The sequence below is a fragment of the Vicingus serpentipes genome, assembly GCF_007993035.1.
In the GTDB taxonomy this organism is placed as follows: domain Bacteria; phylum Bacteroidota; class Bacteroidia; order Flavobacteriales_E; family Vicingaceae; genus Vicingus; species Vicingus serpentipes.
Genome location: NZ_VOOS01000006.1, coordinates 100,541 through 125,913, shown reverse-complemented (window position 1 = coordinate 125,913; position 25,373 = coordinate 100,541). Strand labels below are relative to the sequence as shown.

The 25,373-nt window shown below is 31.7% G+C and carries 20 protein-coding genes; 7 read left to right on the top strand and 13 right to left on the bottom strand.

Going from position 1 to position 25,373, the window contains the following annotated elements; genetic code table 11:
- The first annotated feature begins 3 nt into the window (after positions 1–3).
- Together FRY74_RS11955 and recJ are read left to right on the top strand one after the other, a co-directional pair.
- A complete protein-coding gene (locus FRY74_RS11955) occupies positions 4–1,113 on the top strand; it encodes a chorismate mutase (RefSeq protein ID WP_147101909.1) in 1,110 nt (369 codons plus the stop codon).
- 9 nt (positions 1,114–1,122) lie between these two features.
- Complete coding sequence (gene recJ / locus FRY74_RS11950; protein WP_147101908.1) at positions 1,123–2,829, top strand: single-stranded-DNA-specific exonuclease RecJ; 1,707 nt, start codon at positions 1,123–1,125, stop codon at positions 2,827–2,829.
- 438 nt (positions 2,830–3,267) lie between these two features.
- On the opposite strand, the gene lptB is transcribed toward recJ, so the two are convergent.
- From lptB to FRY74_RS11915, 7 genes are all read right to left on the bottom strand, one after another.
- Entirely contained in the window at positions 3,268–3,999 is a 732-nt protein-coding gene (lptB, locus tag FRY74_RS11945) for an LPS export ABC transporter ATP-binding protein (protein ID WP_147101907.1), read from the bottom strand.
- A 36-nt stretch (positions 4,000–4,035) separates the two neighbouring features.
- Positions 4,036–4,842 (bottom strand): twin-arginine translocase subunit TatC, encoded by an 807-nt coding sequence (gene tatC, locus FRY74_RS11940; RefSeq protein ID WP_147101906.1) that lies wholly within the window; start codon positions 4,840–4,842, stop codon positions 4,036–4,038.
- Positions 4,843–4,885: 43 nt separating this feature from the next.
- Positions 4,886–5,971 carry a mannose-1-phosphate guanylyltransferase gene (locus FRY74_RS11935; protein ID WP_147101905.1) on the bottom strand — a complete coding sequence of 362 codons (1,086 nt, stop codon included), beginning with the start codon at positions 5,969–5,971 and terminating at the stop codon, positions 4,886–4,888.
- Positions 5,972–5,977: 6 nt separating this feature from the next.
- Positions 5,978–7,267 carry a pyridoxal phosphate-dependent aminotransferase gene (locus FRY74_RS11930; protein ID WP_223265879.1) on the bottom strand — a complete coding sequence of 430 codons (1,290 nt, stop codon included), beginning with the start codon at positions 7,265–7,267 and terminating at the stop codon, positions 5,978–5,980.
- Between the two features lie 67 nt (positions 7,268–7,334).
- Complete coding sequence (locus FRY74_RS11925) at positions 7,335–7,937, bottom strand: SprT-like domain-containing protein (RefSeq protein ID WP_170228028.1); 603 nt, start codon at positions 7,935–7,937, stop codon at positions 7,335–7,337.
- A 5-nt stretch (positions 7,938–7,942) separates the two neighbouring features.
- The gene (feoB, locus tag FRY74_RS11920; RefSeq protein WP_147101903.1) at positions 7,943–9,859 is read right to left on the bottom strand and encodes a ferrous iron transport protein B; all 1,917 of its coding nucleotides are present in this window, start codon (positions 9,857–9,859) and stop codon (positions 7,943–7,945) included.
- Between the two features lie 29 nt (positions 9,860–9,888).
- A complete protein-coding gene (locus FRY74_RS11915; RefSeq protein WP_147101902.1) occupies positions 9,889–10,113 on the bottom strand; it encodes a FeoA family protein in 225 nt (74 codons plus the stop codon).
- A gap of 310 nt (positions 10,114–10,423) precedes the next feature.
- On the opposite strand from FRY74_RS11915, the gene FRY74_RS11910 reads away from it, so the two are divergent.
- Positions 10,424–11,167: an MlaE family ABC transporter permease gene (locus FRY74_RS11910; protein ID WP_189765269.1), complete on the top strand. Its 744-nt coding sequence runs from the start codon at positions 10,424–10,426 to the stop codon at positions 11,165–11,167.
- Positions 11,168–11,917: an ABC transporter ATP-binding protein gene (locus tag FRY74_RS11905; protein WP_147101901.1), complete on the top strand. Its 750-nt coding sequence runs from the start codon at positions 11,168–11,170 to the stop codon at positions 11,915–11,917. It begins immediately after the preceding gene.
- A 4-nt stretch (positions 11,918–11,921) separates the two neighbouring features.
- Here FRY74_RS11905 and FRY74_RS11900 read toward each other — a convergent pair whose 3' ends face one another.
- The 6 genes from FRY74_RS11900 to FRY74_RS11875 all read right to left on the bottom strand — a co-directional run bounded on the left by FRY74_RS11900 (position 11,922) and on the right by FRY74_RS11875 (position 21,240).
- Positions 11,922–12,653, bottom strand: coding sequence for a polyprenol monophosphomannose synthase (locus tag FRY74_RS11900; RefSeq protein WP_147101899.1), 732 nt, complete (start codon positions 12,651–12,653; stop codon positions 11,922–11,924).
- 92 nt (positions 12,654–12,745) lie between these two features.
- Positions 12,746–14,677 carry an acetate--CoA ligase gene (acs, locus tag FRY74_RS11895; protein ID WP_223265878.1) on the bottom strand — a complete coding sequence of 644 codons (1,932 nt, stop codon included), beginning with the start codon at positions 14,675–14,677 and terminating at the stop codon, positions 12,746–12,748.
- A 65-nt stretch (positions 14,678–14,742) separates the two neighbouring features.
- Positions 14,743–16,098: a T9SS type A sorting domain-containing protein gene (locus FRY74_RS11890; RefSeq protein ID WP_147101896.1), complete on the bottom strand. Its 1,356-nt coding sequence runs from the start codon at positions 16,096–16,098 to the stop codon at positions 14,743–14,745.
- 39 nt (positions 16,099–16,137) lie between these two features.
- On the bottom strand, positions 16,138–17,394 hold the full coding sequence (locus FRY74_RS11885; RefSeq protein WP_170228027.1) for a DUF5689 domain-containing protein: 1,257 nt from the start codon (positions 17,392–17,394) through the stop codon (positions 16,138–16,140).
- Between the two features lie 21 nt (positions 17,395–17,415).
- Positions 17,416–18,681, bottom strand: a complete 1,266-nt coding sequence (locus FRY74_RS11880) for a DUF5689 domain-containing protein (RefSeq protein WP_170228026.1) — start codon at positions 18,679–18,681, stop codon at positions 17,416–17,418.
- A gap of 21 nt (positions 18,682–18,702) precedes the next feature.
- A complete protein-coding gene (locus FRY74_RS11875; RefSeq protein ID WP_147101892.1) occupies positions 18,703–21,240 on the bottom strand; it encodes a TonB-dependent receptor in 2,538 nt (845 codons plus the stop codon).
- A 234-nt stretch (positions 21,241–21,474) separates the two neighbouring features.
- Here FRY74_RS11875 and FRY74_RS11870 point away from each other — a divergent pair, with 234 nt between their 5' ends.
- The 3 genes from FRY74_RS11870 to FRY74_RS11860 all read left to right on the top strand — a co-directional run bounded on the left by FRY74_RS11870 (position 21,475) and on the right by FRY74_RS11860 (position 25,373).
- The gene (locus tag FRY74_RS11870; protein WP_147101890.1) at positions 21,475–22,542 is read left to right on the top strand and encodes an endonuclease/exonuclease/phosphatase family protein; all 1,068 of its coding nucleotides are present in this window, start codon (positions 21,475–21,477) and stop codon (positions 22,540–22,542) included.
- 33 nt (positions 22,543–22,575) lie between these two features.
- Complete coding sequence (locus FRY74_RS11865) at positions 22,576–23,796, top strand: T9SS type A sorting domain-containing protein (protein ID WP_147101888.1); 1,221 nt, start codon at positions 22,576–22,578, stop codon at positions 23,794–23,796.
- Positions 23,797–23,861: 65 nt separating this feature from the next.
- Positions 23,862–25,373 carry a sensor histidine kinase gene (locus tag FRY74_RS11860; protein ID WP_147101886.1) on the top strand — a complete coding sequence of 504 codons (1,512 nt, stop codon included), beginning with the start codon at positions 23,862–23,864 and terminating at the stop codon, positions 25,371–25,373.

Here is a 25,373-nt window from a genome sequence, read left to right as displayed (position 1 = left end):
TTTTTGAAACTTAATCTAAACATAGCAAACAAAAAAGAATGGTTAGTTAAGGAGGTTCCTGTAATTATCTCAGGACCTTGTAGTGTTGAATCTGAAGAGCAAGTTTTAGATACGGTTCAACAAATTACATCTAATAACAGAATTGATATTATAAGAGGTGGAATATGGAAGCCTCGAACTCGGCCTAATTCATTTGAAGGAATTGGTGAAGTTGGTTTAAGCTGGTTAAAAAAAGCAGGTGAAGCTGTTAATTTGCCAGTTGCTACAGAAGTAGCTAACGCTGAACATGTTGAACTTTGCTTAAAAAACAACATCGATATTTTATGGATAGGTGCAAGAACTACAGTTAGTCCTTTTGCAGTGCAAGAAATTGCTGACGCCTTAAAAGGTGTTGATATACCCATTTTTGTAAAAAACCCAATTAATCCTGATTTAAACTTGTGGATAGGGGCTTTAGAGAGATTAAATGCTGCTGGAATAAATAGACTAGGAGCAATTCATCGTGGGTTTTCATCATTCGATAAATCGTCATATCGGAATGCTCCTATGTGGGAACTTCCTATAGAACTAAAAATACTTTGTCCTGATTTACCTATAATTTGCGACCCAAGCCATATTGCTGGCAGCAGGGATTTATTATATACAGTTTCTCAAAAAGCATTGGATTTAGAAATGGATGGCTTAATGATTGAAAGCCATTTTAATCCGAGTATTGCTAAAAGTGATGCAGAACAGCAAGTTAGCCCAGATGACCTAACAATAATTATCAACCAATTAAAAGTTAGAACTAGTGGCTCTTCTAATAAAGATTTTACGAATAAACTTGAAGAGCTAAGAGCTGTTATAGATGAGTTAGACCAAGAATTGATTAATAAGTTTGCCTCTAGAATGGACTTAATTGAAAAGATTGGGTCATTTAAAAAAGAAAATGGAGTTACTATTTTACAAATTGAACGTTGGGAAGAAATTATAAAAAACAGAACTTTTTTAGCTGAAAAAGCAGGACTAAGTAATGACTTCATAAAAAAATTATTAGAGATTGTTCATCAAGAATCTATTCGCTTGCAAACTAAAGTAATGAATAATTCGAGCATTTTGGGAGATAGTAAATAAAACTCATTGATGGAAAAGCGTTGGCAAATAAATGAGCAAGCAAATGAAAGTGAAACCAAAAAGCTTTCGGAATCGCTTAATAATTTAGATTTAACACTTACAAATATTTTGCTTCAAAGAGGAATTGACACATTTGACAAGGCAAAATCATTTTTTAGACCTAGCTTAGATGAAATTCATGACCCTTTTTTGATGAAGGATATGGATAAGGCTGTAAGTCGTTTGCAGCAAGCGATTGAAAACAATGAGAAAATTTTAGTTTTTGGTGATTATGATGTAGATGGAACAACCTCTGTTGCATTGGTTTACTCTTATCTTAAAAATTATTATCAAAATTTAGAATACTACATTCCTGATAGGTATACCGAAGGTTATGGGATTTCTTACCAAGGAATAGATTATGCTGCCGAAAATAATTTTAAGCTAATTATAGCATTAGATTGCGGAATTAAAGCAATCGAAAAAGTTGATTATGCTTCAGAAAAAGGAGTTGATTTTATTATTTGTGACCATCACCGACCTGGCGACACCATACCAAATGCTGTTGCTGTTTTAGACCAAAAAAGAGAAGATTGTAATTACCCTTATAAAGAATTATCGGGTTGTGGAGTTGGATTTAAGTTGATGCAAGCTTGGACTAAACAAACCAAAAAAGAAGAAGCTAAACTATTTGAATATTTAGACTTATTGGCAATAAGCACTTGTGCAGATATCGTTCCTATTACGGGTGAAAACAGAGTTTTTGTATACTATGGCTTAAAAGTTATTAATGAAAACCCAAGGCTTGGAGTTAAAACATTAATTGACTTAGCTAACAAAAAAAAGGACTTAACTTCTACTGATGTAGTGTTTACAATTGCCCCAAGAATTAATGCTGCTGGCAGAATAGAAACAGGAAATAAAGCAGTTGAAATGTTGGTAGAAGAAAACAAAACCTCAGCACTTGGTTTTGGCAAAAACATAAATGAGCTCAATACCGACAGAAAGGATTTAGACAGAGATATTACTGCTGAAGCATTGGCAATGATAGCAGAAAACACTTCGCTACAAACAAAAAAAACAACTGTTCTTTTTCAAGAAAATTGGCACAAAGGAGTAATAGGAATTGTGGCTTCTCGATTAATTGAAACGCACTACCGCCCAACCATTATTTTAACCGAATCGAACGGTAAAGCAACTGGATCTGCACGTTCGGTAAAAGATTTTGATGTGTACAATGCGATTGATGCTTGTAGCGATTTATTGGAGCAATTTGGTGGTCACAAATACGCTGCAGGCTTAACCATGAAGCTCGAAAACTTAGATGCTTTTATTGAAAAATTTGAAGAAGTAGTTAATGAACAAATCGATGATGAATTACTTATACCACAAGTAACTATTGATGCTAAATTAGAATTGAACCAGATTAACGATAAGTTTTACAGTATATTGAAACAATTTGCCCCAACTGGACCAAGCAATATGCGACCAGTTTTTATGAGTGAAAACGTTTTTAGTACACAAAACTCTAGAATTGTTGGTGAAAACCACTTAAAATTAGAGGTTTTTCAAGAAGAAAACCCTGATTTAAAATTTGCTTGTATTGGGTTTAATCTCGGGCATTTATTGGATGAAATTGCCGAAGGTGTGCCTTTTAGTATTGTTTACAATATTGAAGAAAATACTTGGAATGGAAACACTACTTTGCAGCTAAGTATTAAGGATTTGAAGGTTTAAGAAGTGTCCAAACACCAACAGGGTAAATAATAAGCTTTAGAAGTAAAGTTAATTTACTATTATTTATAGATTTTGATAAAAAATTATTATACAATAAATATAGATTTAGAATTAACGAAATCGGGTAAATAACAAGTGTTGTATAAATCGTTATTTCATAAACATGAAAAACCGCAAATAATAAACGCGCTCCAAAGGATAAAGATAAAAGCATAACAATACTATCTACAATTATAACTAATAAGGGAATTATAAAATTCAACCGAATTACAATCTTTAACTTATTATCTTCATTCAATAAAGTTCTTTTACTTAAAAAAGTAAGCCAAATCCATAGTGAAAAAAAGTACATGATTATAAAATCATCAATACCCCAATAAAAAATCAAAGCATTAAAAATGAAAATAATACTAAATATTATTTGACTTAATCGAGACATCAAACCTTCCTCTTTAACTCAAAGTGCTTACCTAAATAAACTCTACGTACTTGCTCATCGTTAGCTAGTTCTTCGGCAGTACCTGCTTTTAGTATTGCTCCTTCAAACAACAAATAAGCTCTATCAGTAATACTTAAGGTTTCTTGTACGTTGTGGTCGGTAATCAATATCCCAATATTTTTGTCTTTTAGCTTTGCTACAATGGTTTGGATATCTTCTACAGCAATTGGATCAACTCCAGCAAAAGGTTCATCTAATAAAATAAAGCTAGGGTTAGAAGCCAATGCTCTAGCTATTTCCGTTCTACGCTTTTCTCCACCACTTAAATTATGTCCTAAATTTTTACGCACATGCCCTAAACTAAACTCCTCAATCAATTCCTCTAAACGGCTTTTTTGCTCCTCTTTCGATAAAGGCATCATTTCTAAAATTGCCGAAATATTATCCTCCACACTCAACTTACGAAACACTGAAACCTCTTGAGGTAAATAACCAATACCCATTTGAGCCCTTTTATACATTGGTGCTTGAGTAATTTCTTTATCATCTAAAAAAACCTTACCATCGTTAGGTTTAATCAACCCAACAATCATGTAAAAAGAAGTTGTTTTCCCTGCTCCATTTGGACCTAATAACCCAACTATTTCTCCTTGCTTCACTTCAATAGAAACACCTTTTACAACATCTCTTTTACCGTATTTCTTTTTTATGTTTTCGGCTCTTAAAATCATAAGTTAAAAGTAAAGATTATTGCTAAACTAACTAGGTTACTGATTTTTTATTACTCGCTTAGCTATAAAAATACTAAACTCATATAAAATTAGTAGAGGTATTGCCATTAGCACTTGGCTAGAAATATCGGGAGGGGTAATAATTGCAGAAAGGATTAATACAACCACTATAGCATGCTTACGAAATTTGCGCATAAACTCTGGAGTAACCAAACCAACTTTTGCCAAGAAATAAACGATTAATGGCAACTGAAAAACCAATCCACATGCTAATGTAATTGTAGTTACCGTAGAAATAAAAGAGCTTAAACTAATTTGATTTTCTACCAAATCGCTCACCTTATAATTACCTAAAAATTGAACAGATAAAGGGGAAATTAAGTAGTAGCCAAACAAAATGCCTAAGGCAAATAAAAATGAACCTGAGAAAACTAGCCCTCTAGCATATTTACGTTCTTTAGCTTCTAAAGCTGGTGCAATAAAACGCCAAATCTCAAATAATATATAAGGGAATCCTAAAATTAAACCTCCAATTAAAGAAACGACTAAATGCATCGTAAACTGACCACTCATGGTTATATTAATTAAGCTAAAACTAATATCTTCCATGCAAAGTGCATCACCCTTTCCTAACCAATGTGAGATTTTACAAAATAGCTCATAAGTCCAAAAGCTAGAACTTTTTTGAGCAAGTATTATCTCATCAAATACAAAAGATTTAAATGAAAAAATACCAATCATAAAAACCAAAACTGCAATGCTTGAACGCACCAAATGCCACCTCAACACCTCTAAGTGTTCAAGAAATGACATATCAGCTCTATTTTTGGTTTCCTCACTCATTTAAAGTGCAAATGTAATAAAGTTAAGTAAGGGAATAAAAGGCTTAATAATACTTCGCGTCTTTACTCAATTTGATATCATTAACAAACTGCTTAATTTTTTGCTCGTCTTGTTTTTTACAAACCATTAAAACCTCGTTTGTATCTACAACTATAAAATCATCCAAGCCTTGAAGTACAACTAATTTATCTTTAGGAACATTTATAATATTCTTTTCAGAATCGTACAACATTACATTATCTCCTACAACAGCATTTTGTTGATCATCATGATCTAAATGTGTATAAATAGAACCCCAAGTACCTAAATCAGACCAACCAATATCTGCACTAATTACATGCACATTATTTGATTTTTCCATGATACCATAATCAATAGAAATGTTCTTACAAACAGAATATGATTTATTAATGAATTCTTTTTCGGCAGGAGTATTATAAAGGCCAACACCTTCTTTAAAAATTCCATCCATTGTTGGCAACAACGTTTCAAAAGCTTTATTAATACTCTTTAAGCTCCAAATAAACATTCCTGAATTCCAACAAAACTCTCCGCTTTCAACAAATTGTTTTGCCAATTCTAAATCAGGCTTTTCAGTAAACGTTTTAACCTTTTTTATTTCACCATTAGCAGATGCATTCGTATCAAATTGAATGTACCCATAACCAGTATCAGGTCTGCTTGGTGTAATTCCTAATGTAACTAAACAATCGTTGTTCTCAGTAAATGCTAAAGCCATGTTAACCACCTTAACAAATTCATCTTCTTTTAGAATAAGATGATCTGCTGGAGCTACAACGATATTTGCATTTGGGTTTTTCTCTGCAATTTTATAATTAGCATAAGCAATGCATGGAGCTGTATTTTTTCTACTTGGCTCACAAATTATTTGTTCTTTAGTAATTCCTGCTAATTGTTGGATAATAAGGTCTTCATACATTTCATTGGTAACAATGTAAATGTTTTCTTCTGGACAAATCTTTTTTAATCGGCTATAAGTTTGCTGAATTAAAGTTTGTCCTGTGCCTAATATATCTATAAACTGTTTAGGGTGAGAAGTTTTACTCATTGGCCAAAAGCGGCTTCCAATCCCGCCAGCCATTATCACACAATAGTTATTTGTATTCAAAAGTTTCTAGTTTAGTTTGCTTAGAGCAGCTTTAAGCTGTTCAAATAAAGTTGTTATTTCTTCGTAAACTGATGTTCCAACTGATAATCTATACCATGTTGAATCTTTATCAGCACCAAAAGCATTAAAAGGAACAATTGCTAATTTAGCCTCTTCTAATAAGTAACGAGTTACATCAGCAGTAGTTTCTAAAACAGAACCATCTTCTGTTTTCTTACCTACTAAGTTAAAATTCACTGTTAAATAAATAGCAGCCTCTGGTGCAATTGCATCAACATCAAATCCTTCAGATTTTAACTTAATCATGCCTTCATAAAAAGCATCAAGTCTTTTACTTATATCTCTTTTAAAAGATGCTAAATAAGTATCAATTGCATTATCGTTATTTAAATAATTTGCAGTTGCTACTTGTTCTGCTTTTGGCGACCATGCTCCAACATGACTCAGAATTGATTTCATTTTATCGATAATTTTCTGTGGCCCAAAAGCCCAACCAACACGAACTCCAGTTGCAGCAAATGCTTTAGAAATACCATCGATGTATATCGTGTAGTTCTTAATATCTGGACATAATGTTACTGGATCAACATGAAAAGTATCTCCATGAGTTAATGTCCAATATATTTGATCGTAAAGTAAATAAACAGGTTTTCTTGAACTACCTCTTTTTTTATTTTCTTCAATAATTAAATCACAAATTTCTTTTAATCCTTGCTCAGTAAAAGTAGTACCTGTAGGATTTAAAGGCGAACAAACAGCCACCAAATTAGCTTCGCTAATATGAGGTTTAATGTCTGCTGCTGTAGGCATAAATTTATTTTCTGCCGTAGTTTGAATAATTATTTGTTGCCCATGTGACAAATGAGTATAGTGATTATTATTCCAAGAAGGAACAGGAAACAATACTTTGTCTTGCGGGTCAATTAATGTTTGATATACTGCATATATTAATGGACGAGCTCCACCAGATATTAAAATTTGGCTTGCAGGATACTCTAACCCTTCTCTGGTGTGTAAAAAACGAGAAACAGCTTCTCTTAATTCTTGAATACCGTTTGCTGCAGGATAATTCGTCTCATCATTATTGTAAGCCTTAATAATTTCTTCCTTCAATTCAGATGGAATAGAAAATAGCTTAGGATTAAAATCTCCTATTGTAAGGTTATAGATTTTCTCACCTTGCTCCATTTTTGCTTTTACTTCTCCAGCTAGTTTTATAATTTCTGAACCTATAAGGTTTTCAGCCATTTTAGAAACTTTCTGATTTACAATTGGGTCGTGTAACGATGTATTCATTTTATAATATTTTTGACTTCGCACGAAGTTAATAATTCAATTTATTGAAAGGCTTTTTTTAGCTAAGTTAGTTATCAACAAGAACAACTTCTGCAGATCCATGAACTAAGTATTGTTTATTTGATGCTATTTCTTTGCACAAATACCTTGTCCTTCTTTTTTCGCCTTTAGCAAAAACTCTTTTATTGTGAATAGAAAAGTGTGCTCCTAAGGGAATTTCACTTAAATAAATAATTTCTTTTTCAGGGTTGTATTTATTTAACACAACAGTTAAAGCTACATCTCTAACTGAAGATGCTGCTGGATTTTTAGCATGTTCAATTAATACGTTTTTAATATCTTCTGGAAACACTTGATTAATAATCAATTCCATTAACAAAGCAGAAAATTGATTCTTCCATTCACTCCCATGCGGCTGCAATCTTTTTTTATAATTTTCCCAAACCAATAAATGAGCAAATTCATGGGTTAGGGTTATTAAAAAAGAATAAGGATTTAAATTACCATTAACCGTAATTTGATGCTTAACTGAACGATGTTTAACTCTAAAATCGCCCAATTTAGTTTGTCTTTTTTTAGTGATTTTTAGATTAAACGAATAATCAGCAAACCATTTTTCAATTATTGGTAGAGATGGTTCTGGTAGATAATTATGTAATTCTTGAAACACGAGAATTAAGAGAAAATAGTGTAAACTATTAAACTAGAAAAATACGCTAATGCACCCATATAAACCAACTGTATTAAAGGCCATTTTATAGAATTGGTCTCCCGATAAACGATAGCCAATGTTGCCATACACTGCATAGCAAAAGCGTAAAAAATAAGCAAGGAATAAGTGGTCGCTTTAGTGTACAATAATTTTCCTGTTCTAGAATTTTTTGCCACCAACATCTTTTGCCTTATTGTTGAAGTATTATCTTCATCACCTACACTATATAGAGTTGCCATTGTTCCAACGAAAACTTCTCTTGCTGCAAAAGAAGTAACCAATGCAATTCCTATTTTCCAATCAAATCCTAACGGTCTAATTACAGGTTCAATTGTCTTTCCAATCATTCCTGCGTAAGAAGCTTCCAGTTTGTCTGCAGACTTTAAAGATTCTAACTGTTCACTTGGATTTGTTTTTGATAATTCCGTGTACTTAGCATCAATTTTTTCATAAGCCTCAGAGGGTCCATAAGAAGATAATCCCCATAACACTATAGATATAGCTACAATAATTTTCCCTGCATCAAACAAAAACACTCTTACTTTTCCAAATATTTCAAACCCTACATTTTTCCATCTTGGCATTCTGTATATAGGCATTTCCAATATAAAAGTGCTTCGTTCTTTCGACTCAATAATTAATTTCATTACCCAAGCAGCAAGTAAAGCAGTAACAAATCCCACCAAATACAACCCCATCATTAATACACCTTGCATATTAAAGACTCCCCATACATTTTCTTTAGGCACGACCAACGCAATTAATAATGAATAAACAGGTATTCTAGCAGAGCAACTTATTAATGGTGAAACCATTATGGTGATAAGCCGCTCTTTATAATTAGTAATTGTTCTAGCTCCCATTATTGCAGGCACGGCACATGCAGTACTACTTAATAAAGGAATAATCGATTTTCCATTTAATCCAAAGTTTCTTAAAATTCTATCCATTAAAAAACTAACTCGAGCCATATAACCTGTATCTTCTAAAATAATTATAAAAGCAAAAAGCATTGTTATTTGAGGAATAAAAACAAAAATACCTCCTAGCCCTGCAATTATTCCCTCAACTATAAGATCGTTTATTGCTCCGTCAGGTAAAAGATTACTCAGACTATTTCCCAACAACATAAACCCATTTTCGATAAGCTCCATTGGATATGCTGACCAAGAAAAAATAGCTTGAAACATCAAAAAAAGTAAAACCAAGAAAATTAAATACCCATATACTTTGTGGGTAATAATGTTATCAATTTTACGAGTTAAAACAGATGACTTATCTTCGCCATTTATAACTAAACATTCATTTACTATTTGGTTAATTTTATTATACCTCAACATTGTTTCATCAATAACATTTGATGAAAAAGGTTGATCAATAAACTTCGTAGCTTTAAATTTATGATTGATTATCGTGTATTTTAAATCGTCAATTCCTTTTCCTATTCTTGCGTTAATTGCAACAACAGGAACCCCTAAAAGGAGCTCTAATTTTTGGATTTTAATTTCATGATTATTTTTTTGGAGCAAGTCCATCATGTTTAAAACCAAAATTGTTTTTTTCCCTTGATCTATTATTTGGGTAAGTAATAAAAGATTCCTTTTTAAATTCGTAGCATCAGCTACAAGAACAACAATATCATCTTTATCAGCATTGCAAACATATTCTTTTGTTACACGCTCATCTTCTGAATTTGGGGTTAAACTATAAGTTCCGGGTAAATCAACAATTTTTACCTTTTCATTTTTTACATTAAAAAATCCAGATTTCTTATCTACAGTTACCCCTGGGAAATTACCAACCTTTTGATTTAATCCTGTAAGCACATTAAACAATGTACTCTTTCCTGTATTAGGATTTCCAGCGAGTAAAATTTTCACTCTATTATGTTTATCGTTTTGCGACAGAATTAATTGATTTTTGAGATTTCTATTTGTTTTGCATCAGCTTTTCTAATGCTTATATAATTAATTCCAGAAGCAATTAATATCGGATCACGAAGCGGCGCTATTCTTTCTACTTTAATTTTTTCACCTAAAATAAAACCCATAGCTAACATCTGTAATGCCAACTCTTCATCTCCTATCCTAAGAATGGTTCCTTCTTCGTTTTCTTTTAATTGATCTAAAGTCATAATACTTATTTAGAATTAGTCTAAATAAAAACCAAATGTACCCGATTTTTTAATCTAATTCAATGATTTATATCAGAAAAATGATAAAAACTTAAACTTTCTCTTGAGAAACCTTCTCTGAATTACTCCAATGTGGACATGAATTACATCTATTCTTTTTTCTTAAAGAACAAGAAGAAATCAATAGTAATAGTAATAAGCTCGAAATAAAACATTTAAACCTCATAAATCAAAGATAAAAATTATATATCAAAGCCCGTTAATTAATATTAATAATAGAAATATTACTTTTATGAATTATTAAAAAAGAATGATTTCAGCATTGCATAATATAGGATCCTATTTTTTATTACTTGCAAGAGTATTTAAGAAGCCAGATAACTATAAGCTTTATTGGCGTCAAACCTTACATGAAATGGTAAGTTTAGGCCTTGGATCTCTGGGTTTAATAGCTATTATCTCTTTGTTTATGGGTGCGGTAGTAACCCTACAAACTGTTTCTGCAATCAACAGCCCTCTTATACCTCTTTATACTGTTGGATATGCTACTAGACAATCTTTTATTCTAGAACTTGCCCCGACTGTTATGTGCTTAATATTAGCAGGTAAAATTGGATCAAACATTTCATCTGAAATTGGATCTATGAGAATAACTGAGCAAATTGATGCACTTGAAATTATGGGTATTAACTCTGCTTCTTATTTAATTTTACCAAAAATTGTTGCTGCACTATTTACTATCCCAATCATCATCATTTACAGTATGTTTTTAGGAATTCTTGGTGGATGGATTGTAGGCGCTTATTCAAGCATGCTTTCTGTAAGTGAGTATATTTATGGATTGAGATGGGATTTTGAATTATTCCATGTTATATATGCCTTAGTAAAAACGTTATTTTTTGCTTTTATAATAACGAGTGTTCCTTCTTATTATGGCTACTATACAAGTGGAGGTGCTCTAGAAATTGGTAAATCAAGTACTAAATCTGTTGTTTATTCAAGTATCACTATTTTAATCATTAATTACATTCTTACTCAACTATTATTAATTTAAATGATAGAAGTAAAAAACATACGAAAATCCTTTGGCGAAAAGGAAATCTTAAAGGATATTTCTATACTATTTAAACGTGGTGAAATAAACCTAGTAATAGGTGCTAGTGGTTCGGGGAAATCTGTTTTAACGAAATGTATTGTTGGATTACACGAAGTTGATTCGGGTACTATTTCGTATGATGGAAGAGAATTTACTGCAATGAATTTTAACCAAAGAAAAGACATTCGTTCAGAAATAGGAATGCTTTTTCAAGGTGGTGCATTATTTGACTCGTTAACTGTTGAAGAAAATGTTCGTTTCCCTTTAGAGATGTATACTAAACAGAGCAAAGAAGAAATGCTTGATAGGGTTAATTTTTGTTTAAAACGAGTTAATCTTGAAAATGTAAATAATTTATACCCTGCCGAAATTAGTGGAGGAATGCAAAAAAGGGTTGGTATTGCGAGAGCTATCGCGCTTAATCCAAAGTATTTATTTTGTGATGAGCCTAACTCTGGTCTAGACCCTAAAACAGGAATAGTAATTGACAACCTAATTTATGACTTAACAAAAGAGTTTGATATTACTACAATTTGTGTAACACACGACATGAATTCGGTTATGGAAACAGGCGAAAATATTGTCTTTTTACATCAAGGCCAGAAATGGTGGGAAGGAGATAAAAAATCGATTTTAAAAACCGATGACGAAGTTTTATGTGATTTTGTTTATTCTTCTCGAATAATGAAGAAATTTAAAAATCTGTAATATTTTATCTTTTATATTTTCTAAACCAGCTTTCTACTTTCATTTGGATAATTCCAAAAACAGCTTCTTTAAAAATACCACCACTCATTTTTGAAACACCTTCTTGGCGGTCAGTAAAAATAATAGGCACTTCTTTTATTTTAAATCCAAATTTCCATGCTGTAAATTTCATTTCAATTTGAAAAGCATAGCCTTTGAATTTAATAGCGTCAAGATTTATTGTTTCAATAACTTTTCGAGTGTAACACTTAAAACCTGAAGTTGTATCCCGAATACTCATTCCAGTAATAAATCGAACATAAGCAGAAGCATAATAAGACATTAATACCCTACCCATTGGCCAATTCACAACATTTACACCCTTTATATATCTTGATCCTATTGATAAGTCTGCGCCTTCAACTGCACAAGCATTATACAATTTAATTAAATCGTCAGGATTATGTGAAAAATCACAATCCATTTCAAAAATATAATTGTAATTATTTTTTAAAGACCATTTAAACCCATGAATGTAAGCTGTTCCTAAACCCAACTTTCCTTTTCGTTGTTCTAAATGCAATTTTCCAGTAAATTCTTGTTGTAATTTTTTTACAACGCCTGCAGTTCCATCTGGAGAACCATCATCAATAATTAAAACATGAAATTCCTTCTCCAACGAAAACACTTTGCGAATCATCGCATCAACGTTTTCTATCTCGTTGTAAGTTGGTATTATAATTATTGAATCAGACATTTTATTTTTAAAATCAGTGTAAAGATATAAAAAAGGGGTTCAAAATATTTTTTGAAGCAACTTAATTAGCAATATTATATTTTTTTAACAACTTAAATATTCTCCGCTCCTTTTTGAATTTCTTTAACAATATCAGGATCTAGCAAAGTTGAAATATCACCTAAATTAGATGTGTCACCTTCAGCAATTTTTCGTAAAATTCTTCTCATAATTTTTCCTGAACGTGTTTTCGGCAAACCTTTTACTATCTGAATTTTATCCGGTTTAGCAATTGGTCCTATTTCTTTAGTTACAATTTCTAAAAGCTCCTTTCTTAGCTCATCTTCATTTACTTCTTTAACACAAATTACATAAGCGTAAATTCCTTGACCTTTAATATCGTGAGGATAACCAACAACTGCTGATTCAACAACATCAATGTGTTGATCTAAAGCATCTTCTACTTCTGCAGTCCCCATCCTATGCCCAGAAACATTTATCACATCATCAACTCTACCTGTTATTCGATACATTCCGTTTTCATCTCTTTTACATCCATCTCCTGTAAAATACTTTCCTTTATAAGTAGAGAAATAAGTTTGTTTACAACGTTCATGCTCCCCATAAATTGTTCTCAGCATTGATGGCCATGGAAATTTAACACACAAATTACCTTCTACATCATTCCCTTCAATTTCATTTCCATCTGAATCAACCAAACAAGGTTGAATTCCAGGTAATGGTAAGGTTGCAAAACTTGGTTTAAGCTTCGTTATACCTGCAAGTGGAGAAATCATTATTCCACCTGTTTCTGTTTGCCACCAAGTATCAACTATTGGACATTTTTCTTTCCCTATATTTTTATGGTACCATTCCCAAGCCTCTTCATTAATAGGTTCTCCTACACTTCCTAATACTTTTAAAGAACTTAAGCTATGCTTATTTACAAAATCTATATCGCAAGCTTCTAGAGCTCTAATTGCTGTTGGTGCAGTATAGAAAATATTCACTTGATGTTTATCTACAATTTCCCAAAATCGACCTGCATCTGGATAAGTTGGAACTCCTTCAAACATTAAAGTAGTTGCTCCTGAAAGTAAAGGACCGTAAACAATGTAAGAATGCCCTGTTATCCAGCCAATATCTGCTGTACACCAATAAACTTCATCATTACTATATTGAAATACATTTTGGAAACTATAAGCCGTATATACCATATACCCTCCTGTTGTATGCACAATTCCTTTTGGTTTTCCTGTTGAACCAGAAGTATACAACACAAATAATTCATCTTCAGCGTCCATTTCTTCAGCATTACAAGTCTCATCAACTTTTAGCATCTCTTCGTGCAACCAAACATCTCTTTTTGGCTGCATGCTAACATCTCCTCCAGTTCTTTTCAATACAATAGATTTCTGAATTGAATCACAACTCTCCAGAGCTTCATCAACAATACTTTTTATAGCTATTGTTTTACTCCCTCGATAACCTTCATCAGAAGTCAAAATAATATTACAAGTAGCATCATTAATTCTCTCTGCTAAAGCTTTTGCAGAAAATCCTGCAAAAACAACAGAGTGTATTGCTCCAATTCTAGCACAAGCTAAAGTTGCTATAGCAAGCTCAGGAACCATGGGCATATAAATACAAATTCTATCTCCCTTTTTAGCTCCATTGTTTTTTAACACATTAGCAAACTTGCAAACTTGCTCATGCAATTGTCTATAAGTTAATTTTACTACTTCCTCATTCGGATTATTAGGCTCCCAAATTATTGCAACTTTACCTCCTATAGTTTCTAAGTGTCTATCTAAACAGTTTTCTGTAATATTTAATTTCCCATTTACAAACCATTTTACGTTAGGTTCTTTAAAATCCCATTCTAAAACACTATCCCATTGTTCTCTCCAATAAAAGTGCTTAGCTTTTTCAGCCCAAAATTCATTTGGATTGTTAATGCTCCTGTTATATTCGGATTGATACTCCTCGAAAGATGAAATTTTTAACGACATATTTTCTAATTTTTCAAATCTAAAAATACCCATTTTTAAGTATAAAAAAAGCTCCGACTTTCGTCGGAGCTTTTTTTAAATCAATTAAACTAATTGTCTTATTTATTTACTACAAACTTGTTTGTAGTGATTAAATTACCTTTTTTAGTATAAACAGAATAAAAGTAAACTCCATTATTTAAATCAGAAGTAGATACTAATATTTTGCTTCCTAATGCATTTTCATTTTTCACTACTTTTCCAGTAATGTCAAATAATTTAACCTCAAAGTTGTTTACATTTAATTCAAAAGCTACAAATGTAGAGGCTGGATTAGGGTAAACATTTACGTTAATGTTATTAATTTCTTCAATAGAAGTATAAACTTGAACATCATTAATATCTCTTGGTAACAACTTAAAGTTACTGAAAGAAAAATCTACAACACCAGTTACATTATAAGCTGTAGATACAATTCCATTATAGTTAAGCATTTTATTATCTACAATCAAAGCACCAGAACCATCATCAACAGTCCACTCACCATTGCCATTTGTAAGGGTATCTATAGTACATGAAGCGTTAGTTACTTTGACTAAAACACCTTCATACATTTCATCATTTACAGCTAATGTAGATAAAGATACTGGTATTGGAAGAGTTCCTGTTCCAGTAACACTATAAACTATTGGGTTAGCAACTGTAGTATAATTAAAATACTCATCAACTGTAGCTGTAACTTGAACTAAATCACCAATAGCTGGTGTGTTATTATAATCTAATACAAAAACGCCATTATAAGCTCCATTTCCATCCTGTAAGTAATATCCGTTATATTGAACAGCAGTTACAACTCCTGATGTTTCAATTAATTGGCCATTGTATGGAGAATCAAAAGGAGGCGTTGTCGTATTTTGAATTTGATTAATCGTTACTGGAGTTCCACTTGGAGGAGCTGACAAGCTAATTGCAACAGAGTCTAAAACAATATCAGTTACACCATCTGTATTCTTTAAAGAAATAATAAATTCAGCTGAATCACAAGTAGCAGCCAAAGTAACCGTTTGTGATAACATAACTAAAGAACCATTTGATTCAGTAGCTAAATCAAAATAGCTATTATAAGTTCCATAATTATTGTCAGTTACATTATAAAAAGAAGTTCTCAAATCTCCTTGATTTGCTTTTACCCACATTTTAATTTCATAAGTTTCTCCTGCTGTAACTGCTAATCTTTGAGTTGTGAATCTTTTATGACTTGTTGCACTTGTGTTTGATAATTGAGCTGCACTTGTACCATAAGAATCAGCTGCAACTTCAGTTACATTCGAAGACACAATAGTTGTTTTTGACCCCATCCAATCTGTTGGGTCACCACTAGCCCATGAGCTAAGGTTACTTTGGAATATGGTTTGAGCATTAGCTGCAGTACCAACCAACATTAAACCAAAAAATAAATTGTAAAGTTTTTTCATAGTTATTTGTTTTTTAATGAATTATAAATTTATCGATTTTTATTTAATAATAGTAATATCGTCAATTTCCCACGTACCAACTCCTGAAGTATTAACTCCTACGTGTTTAAAAGCAACATAAGTAGCAGAAGAAATATAAGGAGTTAAATTTAAATCTCCAGAACTTGTCCAAGTATTCCATGAACTAATATCTGTATCCCATGTAGCTAAAGAAGTTAGGTCAGTCCATGTAGCTGTGTTTGGATTACTTGTTCCATCGTAATTAGTCGAAACCATAACTTGTAACTGAGGAGTAGTTCCATAACGAACAACATTTCTAAAATTAAAATTAGGTGTAGCAGAATTACTTAAATCTATTGCTGGAGAAATTAACCACGATTCACTAACCTCACCCATTGCTGTTGCAGAATTATAACAAGTAATTTTAGCTGCAGAATTTGTAGCTGCAAATATACCCCATGCTGTATAAGAAGGTCCTGCAAGATGTTGAGTAGTCCATCCTCCTGAAGTTAAACTTTGATCATTAAAATCTTTAACAAGTGGAGCGTCTCCATTCATATTTAATTCATTTGGATTACGTATTAATAATTGAGCTATATTGGTCGAACCAACCTTATATTGAGTCATTATTCCAATAAAAGTACCATAGCCAGAAGCAAGAGTGTCTGACGCGAAGTTTGCATAGCCACTTGTTCTAACATCTATTAACTCTGTCCCGTCACTAAGGGATCTACTAACACTTTCTAAATTAGCAGCATCTGCATACATCTTACCCTGCCCGCCTTCAATAAAGTAAACATTATTTATTTGTATTAATTCCCCTTGAAAACCTTCTAAATCATTATTAATCTCACTAATAGTTACAACCTGTGGAACTCTATTTTGTAATGTACCTATTTTAACAATACTATTATCGGGATGTAAAGAATCCACTTGCATCATTTGATTGTATCTTAATAATTTACTTCCCTTCAAATAAACTCTTACAGAATCACCTATATAAAGACCTGTAGAAGAAATGAATCTTAAATTAATCCCACCAGTTGCATCTTCTATATAAGACTCCTTATATAAATTTCCTGTTGATTCATCAGCAGTAATAATTCCAAAAACAGATAAATCTTCATTTATTTCAACGGTTGTGCCTGGAACATGCATTGCTCTTAAATCTGCTATAGAAACTACATTGCCTGTAGGAACAACTTTCAATTCAGGAGCATCAAATTCTTTTTCGCAAGACATCAAAAAGATTGAGGCTACACTAAATAATCCTATTATATATTTTAAATTTTTCATAAACATTGTTTTGAATAAGTTTTAGTCTTCAATTGTAAAATCATCTATTTCCCAAGTACTACCATCAGTATTAGTTCCCGTGTATTTAAATGCAAACCTTACTCCTGATGTATTGTAAGCTGAAATATTAATTAAACCAGAATATTGACCAGAAAAACCTCCAGTTGACCAGTTTGCCAAAGATGTTAAGTTAGTCCAAGTTGTTGTCGTTACATCTCCAGTATAGCTAGTGGTTACATATAATTCTAATGGAGCTCCTGAATAATTATAAGCCGACTGAAAAGATAATGTTGGACTATTAATTCCTGACAGATTAAACTCTTTAGAAATTAACCAAGTTTCGCATGCTGTATTACCTGAATTGAAGTTAGAAATTGCAGCGTAATTAGTACCTGTAAATCCTAAATCGTTTATGTACCAATTAACATTCCCAACAACATTTTGAGTAGACCAGCCTCCTGAAGTTATACTTTGATCCTCAAAATCTTTAATATAAAGAGGACAGTCAATAACACACGCGTCAAACCGAGCGCCACTTAAATTTACTTCTTGTAAGGACCTAACAACTAATTGAACAGTAGTATTAAACTGTGTAACAACAGCTATTACAGAGCCTTTACCTGTTGGTAATATTTGATTTGCAAAAGATGAGAAACCACTTGAACGAACTATTACGGGATTCCCACTAACATCTTCTAAAAGTCTATCTTCACTCCCTTGATTAATCGCGTCTGCCCATGTTTTACACATTTCAGAACACAAAAATTCAACATCATTCAATTGTATCAATTTACCTTGGTAACGAGAATAAATTCCACCTTCAAGATTAGTGGTTATATCTTCAATTGTTACAACTTCAGGAGCAATTGATTGTTTTGTGCCTTGTTTAATTATTTGTTTATCCGGGTCAATATTGTCAATTGACAACATATTCTTATACCTTGTTATTATGGCTCCCCTAAGAGATACTCTAACATATTCACCTTCATAAAAACTTCCTGAAGATGTTAACCTAAGTTTAATTCCACCCGTTCCATCCTGTATAAAAATTTCTTTATATAAATTTCCACTTACCTCATCAGCTGTAATGGTACCGAATACGGAAATATTAGAAGCTACATTTACATCAACATTTCCAGATTTATACCAGTTTTTAACCGAATCAATCGATATTATTTCATTTGCTTCAAGAACTTCTAATGGTGGAGTTATTGGATCTTTATTACAAGCTAAAAGGATAAAGGTTAACATTAAACCTAATAGTGATATATTCTTTATATTATTCATAATCATCTTAATTCTTTATTATTAAAAGTTAAAACTTACCATAGCAAAGTATGTTCTACCAAACATATAACCATATTTTGGTGGGAATTTCCCAGTATTTTGTGGATCAAATCTTAATTGTTCGTATCCACCAGTTTCAAAGTCTTTAGTATCTAAAACATTATTAATATTTACATTAACTCGTAAGAAATATTTGTTTTTAATTCTCCAAGATTTCCCTCCAAATAAATCTAAAGTAAATCCAGGATCAAGTTTAACTTGATCTAATACTTCTGCAACTTGAGGATCAGTATTAACATAACTGCTAGTAGCTTCAACAGTTCTAGTATCTGGATTAGCATCTAAATAAGTATCTCTAAAATAGTTAAAGTTAACTCCTGCAAACCAAAACTTTGGTGAATTGTATTTTAAACCAATAGAAGCTGCTGTTTGAGGTATTCCTCCTATCTTATAATTTTGCAAATAAATTCTTTTATTGCTAACCAATAGTTCGTTACTGTTATCTTGAGTAATATCAACTAAAGGATTTGATGTATAGCTATAATCTCCTATTGCTAATGCACCTGTAGCAACTATCGTAGAAGTAACATTAACTTCAGCACCCAACTCTGTTCCTAAAAAACGTTCGTTTACATTTCTCATTACATAATTACCAAAGGTGTTTAATTCATCATTATAAAAACCAATTACTCTTGTTTTGTCGCCTATTGTAGTATAAAACCCCGTTGCTCTTACTTTTACATTTGGATAACGAACTAAATAATTTACATCTGCTGAAGTAATTATCTCACTATTTAAGTTTTTATTTACTTGATTTCTTGTTCTAGGAGATAAAAACAAATTTCTTGTTTGAGGTGTTCTAGTTAAAAAAGCACCATTTACAGCAATTAAATGACGACCTGTAATTTTATAGACTAACCCACCTTTAAATCCTGGATTTAAAAACGTTAATTCCTCAGATTTACCTATAGATTCATCAAGATATAAGCCATTTTCAACATTCCCTTCTCTCCAAGTTGAAGTACGAGATAAAGAAACCCCTCCATAATAATCTATTTTTGAAGTTGTTCCTTCAATCTGAACAAAAGAATTATAGGTATTGATGTGAATATCGTAATCATAACCAAATCTATCTCCTTCTTTTACAATTCTGTTTGGTTCGTTAACATCGTTTTGTAATGCCACTTCTACAGAAGTTGATAAACCCCTAGCTGCTAACTGGTTTATGTTAACCCAATAATCTGCTCCAAGTAAATCATTAACAACTTGAAAGTTCATGCTTTTATAAAAACTACCATTTAAACCTAACGAAAGCTTTAAATTTTCATCTAATTGATGATTTAAAACAGTGTTAAATCCATAGTGTGATTGGTCACTTCTTTGTTCTTCAACGATATATTTTGCTCTGTTTCCAGTAACATTATTACCAATTACACCTCCAACATTTTGAACAGTGTGCAAGTTTTTGCTATTTGCAAAATACATTTGATCCCAGTTTACTTGCTGAGTATTTACGTCATTTTGCCAAGCATCAGTATAATAAGCAAATAAAGACTGATCTTCAGGATTATCGTAATAACTAGGTAAATTTTTATAATAATCTGGTCTTGGATCTGCAGCATCCTGCCAATTTAAACGAGTGTTTCCGCTCCTACCAAATGAGTAAAAAGCAGATGTATTTAATGTTGTTTTAGAGTTTATTGTAAAATAATGATTCAACATCATCATTGGAATATGGTTATTTCTAACTCTTGAATTTCTTTTTTCTCCATTTTGGTAACCCCAAAAAGAATTGTAATTATTATTCCCTGTTAAATCATAAGCTTCTTGAACAGATATACTTTGACGTCCCTGAATTGTAGGCGCTCCATAGCCAACAAAACCTATACTATGCTTTTCATTTATTTTTTTCTCTACAGACAAGAAATAACTTCCTCCACGAAAAAAAGTACCTTCAACATAACCTTCATTAGCATATCTCATCGATCCTGAAACTGTTACTGCTAATCCATTCTCCATTAATCCTGTAGAATGCGTAACCATTAAACGATGTTGATAGGTTCTGTTTGATGATGCATAAGAAACTCTAGATCCTTTACGTTGACTAGAAGCTCTTGCATCAATATTAGAAAACCCACCAATACCACCAAAGCTATATTGGTTTGAGCTAATACCATTTTTTGATTCTTGATAACGAGTAATATCATTTAATCCACCCCAAAATGCCCAAATTGCTCTTCCACTTTCTGGGTTATTTAAGGTAATCCCATTCATCATTACATTAAAGTTTTCAGAATCATACCCTCTTACACGATAACGACCTGCACTTAAATTATAACCAGCAATAGAAGTAAACACATCTCTTGAAGACTGTAATAAACCCGAAACATCTTGATTATCTGTTTCTTCGTCAATCACACCTAATGAAGTACTAAACAAAGGAACAAACTCTTCTTTTAAAACAGTATCAGGAACTACTTCTGTAGAAGTTTCTGTTTGAGCATATAAGCTAGCGCTGAATAAAAAAGAAATAACAACTAATAATTTGACACTCTTCATTTAAAATTTATTTATTTGTTTAAATTTCAAAAGCGGTTAGAAGTCTTATTGGGTTGCTCCTTAGGGTGTTCACTTTAATCGTTTATCGTAAAAGTTCAAAATTAGTGTTAAAAATTTATAATTATTTCATTCTCACTAATTTGTTAATAATTTATTAACCTAAAAACTTTCTTTTAAAAACTTTGCACGAAACTTGCACAATAATTATTACTTAGTTTTGTAAAAAAATAAATTATGAAAAAACTTTTCCTATTTCTATCTTTTTCAGTAATAGCTGGCGCATCAGCACTTTTTGCACAAACCGAAAAACCGACTGAATCAAAAAAAGAATACTATGTTGCAGGTATAGGATTCTACAATTTAGAAAACTTATTTGATACTATTGTTGATGCAGATACTAACAAAATACTGCAAGATGACTTTACTCCAAATGGAAATAAAGCATGGAACGGAGAGCGTTATCATCAAAAATTAGAAAACCTATCCAAAGTGATTTCTGAATTAGGTACAGACGTTCATCCAGATGGATTAGCCTGCTTAGGAGTTGCTGAAATTGAAAACAAATCCGTTTTGGAAGATTTAGTAAAAACAGAAAAATTAAAATCAAGAAATTATCAAATAGTCCATTACGAATCTCCAGACAAAAGAGGTATTGATGTAGGTTTTTTGTATAATCCTTCTCATTTTAAAGTAATTTCTAGCCAATCATACACTTTAAAAATAGAGAATAATAACTCGTTTAAAACTCGTGATCAATTGGTTGTAAATGGAGAATTGAATGGGGAATTAATTCATATAATAGTTGCTCATTGGCCATCAAGAAGTGGTGGACAAAAAAGAAGTGCTCCTAAAAGAAATGCAGCTGGCCAATTGGCAAGAGCTATCATCGATTCAATTCAAGCAATTGACGCAAAAGCAAAAATTTTATTTATGGGAGATTTAAATGATGATCCTACAAATGCAAGCGTTAAAAAATATTTAAATACTGTACCTAAAAAAGAAGATACACAAGCCAATCAGTTATTTAATCCAATGGAATCTTACTACAAAAAAGGAATTGGAACATTAGCTTATCGCGACACTTGGAATTTATTTGACCAAATTATTGTTTCTTCAGGCCTAGTTGACGAAGACTATTCTACCTACAAATATTATAGTACAAAAATTTATAATAAACCCTACATGAAACAAACTTCAGGCAGATACCAAGGTTATCCATTTAGAACTTATGCTGGTGGCGCTTACGCTGGCGGATATTCTGACCACTTTCCTGTTTATTTGTTTTTAATTAAAGAAAAGTAAATTCTTTTCCAGAACACCCAAAACTTTTTCACCATGAAATACATTTTCACCATACTATTCTTATGCATTTGTTTTTTTTCAAAAGCTCAAGACACATTAACTGTAATGTCTTATAACGTCTTAAGGTACCCTTTATCTAATCCAACCAAGGCAGATACATTAAAACCGATCATAAAAGCAGTAAACCCTGATATTTTTTTAATTACTGAACTTACAAGTTCAACTGGAGCTACAACTATTTTAAACGACGCTTTAAATGTTGATGGTGTTAGCCATTATCAAAAAGCGACATATCAAAACGGACCTGATACTGATAATATGCTATTTTATAATAGTGATAAATTAACTCTAAAATCTCAATACGAAATACCAACTGTGCTCCGAAATATTAGCGAATATGTTCTATTTGTAGATAATGGTTTTTTAACACCTCTTTCAGATACTATATTTATTCATTGCTACATGGCACATCTTAAAGCTAGTAATACTCCAGCCGATTCAATCCAACGGAATCAAGAAGCTGTAATTTTTAAAAACTATTTAGATTCCAAATCTCAACCAATTGAAAATATCTTTTTTGGAGGTGACTTTAATTTGTACACGAGTGAAGAAGCTGCATACAATACCATTTTAAATGGCGGGAATATATTACTTAAAGATCCTATAAACACCCCAGGAGAATGGCATAACAACTTTAATTTCAGAAGCATACATACCCAAAGCACCAGAAGTAGCTCTATTGGAGATGGAGGTTCAAGTGGAGGCATGGATGATAGATTTGATTTTATTATTGTTGGAGAAGACGTTATGAATGGAGCAAATCAAATTACTTATGTTCCAAACTCCTATATTGCTTTTGGAAATGATGGAAATCATTTTAATAAATCTATAAATGGAACACCTACAAATACAGCCGTTAGTTCTAATATTGCTGACGCTCTTTATTATATGTCTGACCACCTACCAGTTGTTATGAAAGTTTATCATGATGGACAAGTAAGTGTTGAAGAAGTTTCAAACAAGAATGATTGGAAGGGGTATTTTTATGAAAATGAATTTAAATTTAAAACCACAAAAAACGAAAGAACACTAAATTTTGAACTATATAATTTAGTGGGAAAGAAGATCCATTCGAAAGAGGTTTCTAATACAAAAACTTACAATTTCAATCTATCATCTTTTAGCCCCGGACTTTATTTTATGAATGTAAGTAATGGCTCTTCTCAAAAAACATACAGAATAGTTAACCACTAAATAGAATTTCATACAACTATTTCATAATTTCACACGTCTTAAAAATCTACTCTTAAGGTATAGTTTTGAATATATATTCTAAAAAACAACGTTGGAAATTATTATTAGCTGGAGCAGCAACTCTTATAGTTATTGCATCACTTTGGTACACAAACGTTTTAGTAAAAAAAATTGCCGACCAAGAACGTGAACAAGTTCAACTTTGGGCTGAAGCAATTAAAAATAAAGCGACTTTAGTTAATTATACAAGCGAACTTTTTGATAAAATTTCAAAAGAAGAACGAAACAGAATTGAAATTTGGGCTGAAGCAAGCAAGAGAGCAATTACGTCAACTAATGATAATGACATCTCTTTTTATATTGAAATAATTGCAGGGAATACGACTATACCTGTTATCGTTGTTGATGAAAAAGAAAATATTGTAAACCATAGAAATTTTGACCCCGAAAAAAGTAAAAATCCTGATTTCTTAAAAAATGAATTAGAGTTAATTAAAACAATTAACCCTCCTATTGAACTTGATATAAGAATTACAAAAGATTATACTTTACATCAAAAACTATATTACAAAGACTCTAAAATATTTTCTGAGTTAAAAACAGTTTTAGACAATTTAATTGAATCATTTATTTCTGAAGTTGTTATCAATTCTGCTTCTGTTCCAGTTATTTTTACAGATAGTACCCAAACTAAAATTATTGAATACGGAAATTTATCCCCAGATAAAGCAGACATTCCTAAATATCTTGAAACTACAATTCAAGAAATGAAAGAAGAAAACGAACCAATTTCGGTAGCAATAAATCACAACACAATTAATTATATTTTTTACAAAGATTCAGAACTACTTCAACAACTTAAATTCTATCCTTTTGTTCAATTCTTTATTATTGGCTTATTTCTAATCATTGCTTATTATCTTTTTAGCACTTCTCGTAAAGTAGAGCAAAATCAGGTATGGGTTGGTATGGCTAAAGAAACAGCACATCAACTAGGCACTCCCTTGTCTTCTTTAATAGCTTGGGTTGAATACTTAAAAATGAAAGATATTGATGAGAACACTATCACTGAACTTTCTAAAGACATTACACGACTAGAAATGATTACTGAACGTTTTTCTAAAATAGGGTCTATTCCAAAACTAGAAGATGAAAACATAACTGAAGTAATCAGTCAAACATTAGATTATTTAAAAGTCCGAATTTCTAAAAAAGTGAGTGTTCAATTCAATAAAGATCATCAAGTTTTTGCAAAGCTCAATCCATCTTTATTTAGTTGGGTTTTAGAAAATATCATTAAAAACGCTGTAGACGCCATGAAAGGAGAAGGTGTTATAATGATTAAAGTTACCGATCAATCACAGTATATTTACATTGACATTAGCAATACCGGAACACCTATTCCTAGAGCAAAGCAGAAAAATATTTTTGAACCAGGCTTCACAACCAAACAGCGTGGGTGGGGTTTAGGCTTGTCACTAGTAAAACGGATAATCGAAAATTATCATGCAGGTAAAATTTTTGTTAAACAATCTGATGAAGTTTCAACAACTTTTAGAATTGTATTGAATAAATAA

Coding starts and splice junctions, on each gene's coding strand:
- recJ (WP_147101908.1), top strand. CDS start 1,123: ATGGAAAAGCGTTGGCAAATAAATGAGCAAGCAAATGAAAGTGAAACC.
- lptB (WP_147101907.1), bottom strand. CDS start 3,999: ATGATTTTAAGAGCCGAAAACATAAAAAAGAAATACGGTAAAAGAGAT.
- tatC (WP_147101906.1), bottom strand. CDS start 4,842: ATGAGTGAGGAAACCAAAAATAGAGCTGATATGTCATTTCTTGAACAC.
- FRY74_RS11930 (WP_223265879.1), bottom strand. CDS start 7,267: ATGAATACATCGTTACACGACCCAATTGTAAATCAGAAAGTTTCTAAA.
- FRY74_RS11915 (WP_147101902.1), bottom strand. CDS start 10,113: ATGACTTTAGATCAATTAAAAGAAAACGAAGAAGGAACCATTCTTAGG.
- FRY74_RS11910 (WP_189765269.1), top strand. CDS start 10,424: ATGATTTCAGCATTGCATAATATAGGATCCTATTTTTTATTACTTGCA.
- FRY74_RS11905 (WP_147101901.1), top strand. CDS start 11,168: ATGATAGAAGTAAAAAACATACGAAAATCCTTTGGCGAAAAGGAAATC.
- FRY74_RS11900 (WP_147101899.1), bottom strand. CDS start 12,653: ATGTCTGATTCAATAATTATAATACCAACTTACAACGAGATAGAAAAC.
- acs (WP_223265878.1), bottom strand. CDS start 14,677: ATGGGTATTTTTAGATTTGAAAAATTAGAAAATATGTCGTTAAAAATT.
- FRY74_RS11890 (WP_147101896.1), bottom strand. CDS start 16,098: ATGAAAAAACTTTACAATTTATTTTTTGGTTTAATGTTGGTTGGTACT.
- FRY74_RS11885 (WP_170228027.1), bottom strand. CDS start 17,394: ATGAAAAATTTAAAATATATAATAGGATTATTTAGTGTAGCCTCAATC.
- FRY74_RS11880 (WP_170228026.1), bottom strand. CDS start 18,681: ATGAATAATATAAAGAATATATCACTATTAGGTTTAATGTTAACCTTT.
- FRY74_RS11875 (WP_147101892.1), bottom strand. CDS start 21,240: ATGAAGAGTGTCAAATTATTAGTTGTTATTTCTTTTTTATTCAGCGCT.
- FRY74_RS11870 (WP_147101890.1), top strand. CDS start 21,475: ATGAAAAAACTTTTCCTATTTCTATCTTTTTCAGTAATAGCTGGCGCA.
- FRY74_RS11865 (WP_147101888.1), top strand. CDS start 22,576: ATGAAATACATTTTCACCATACTATTCTTATGCATTTGTTTTTTTTCA.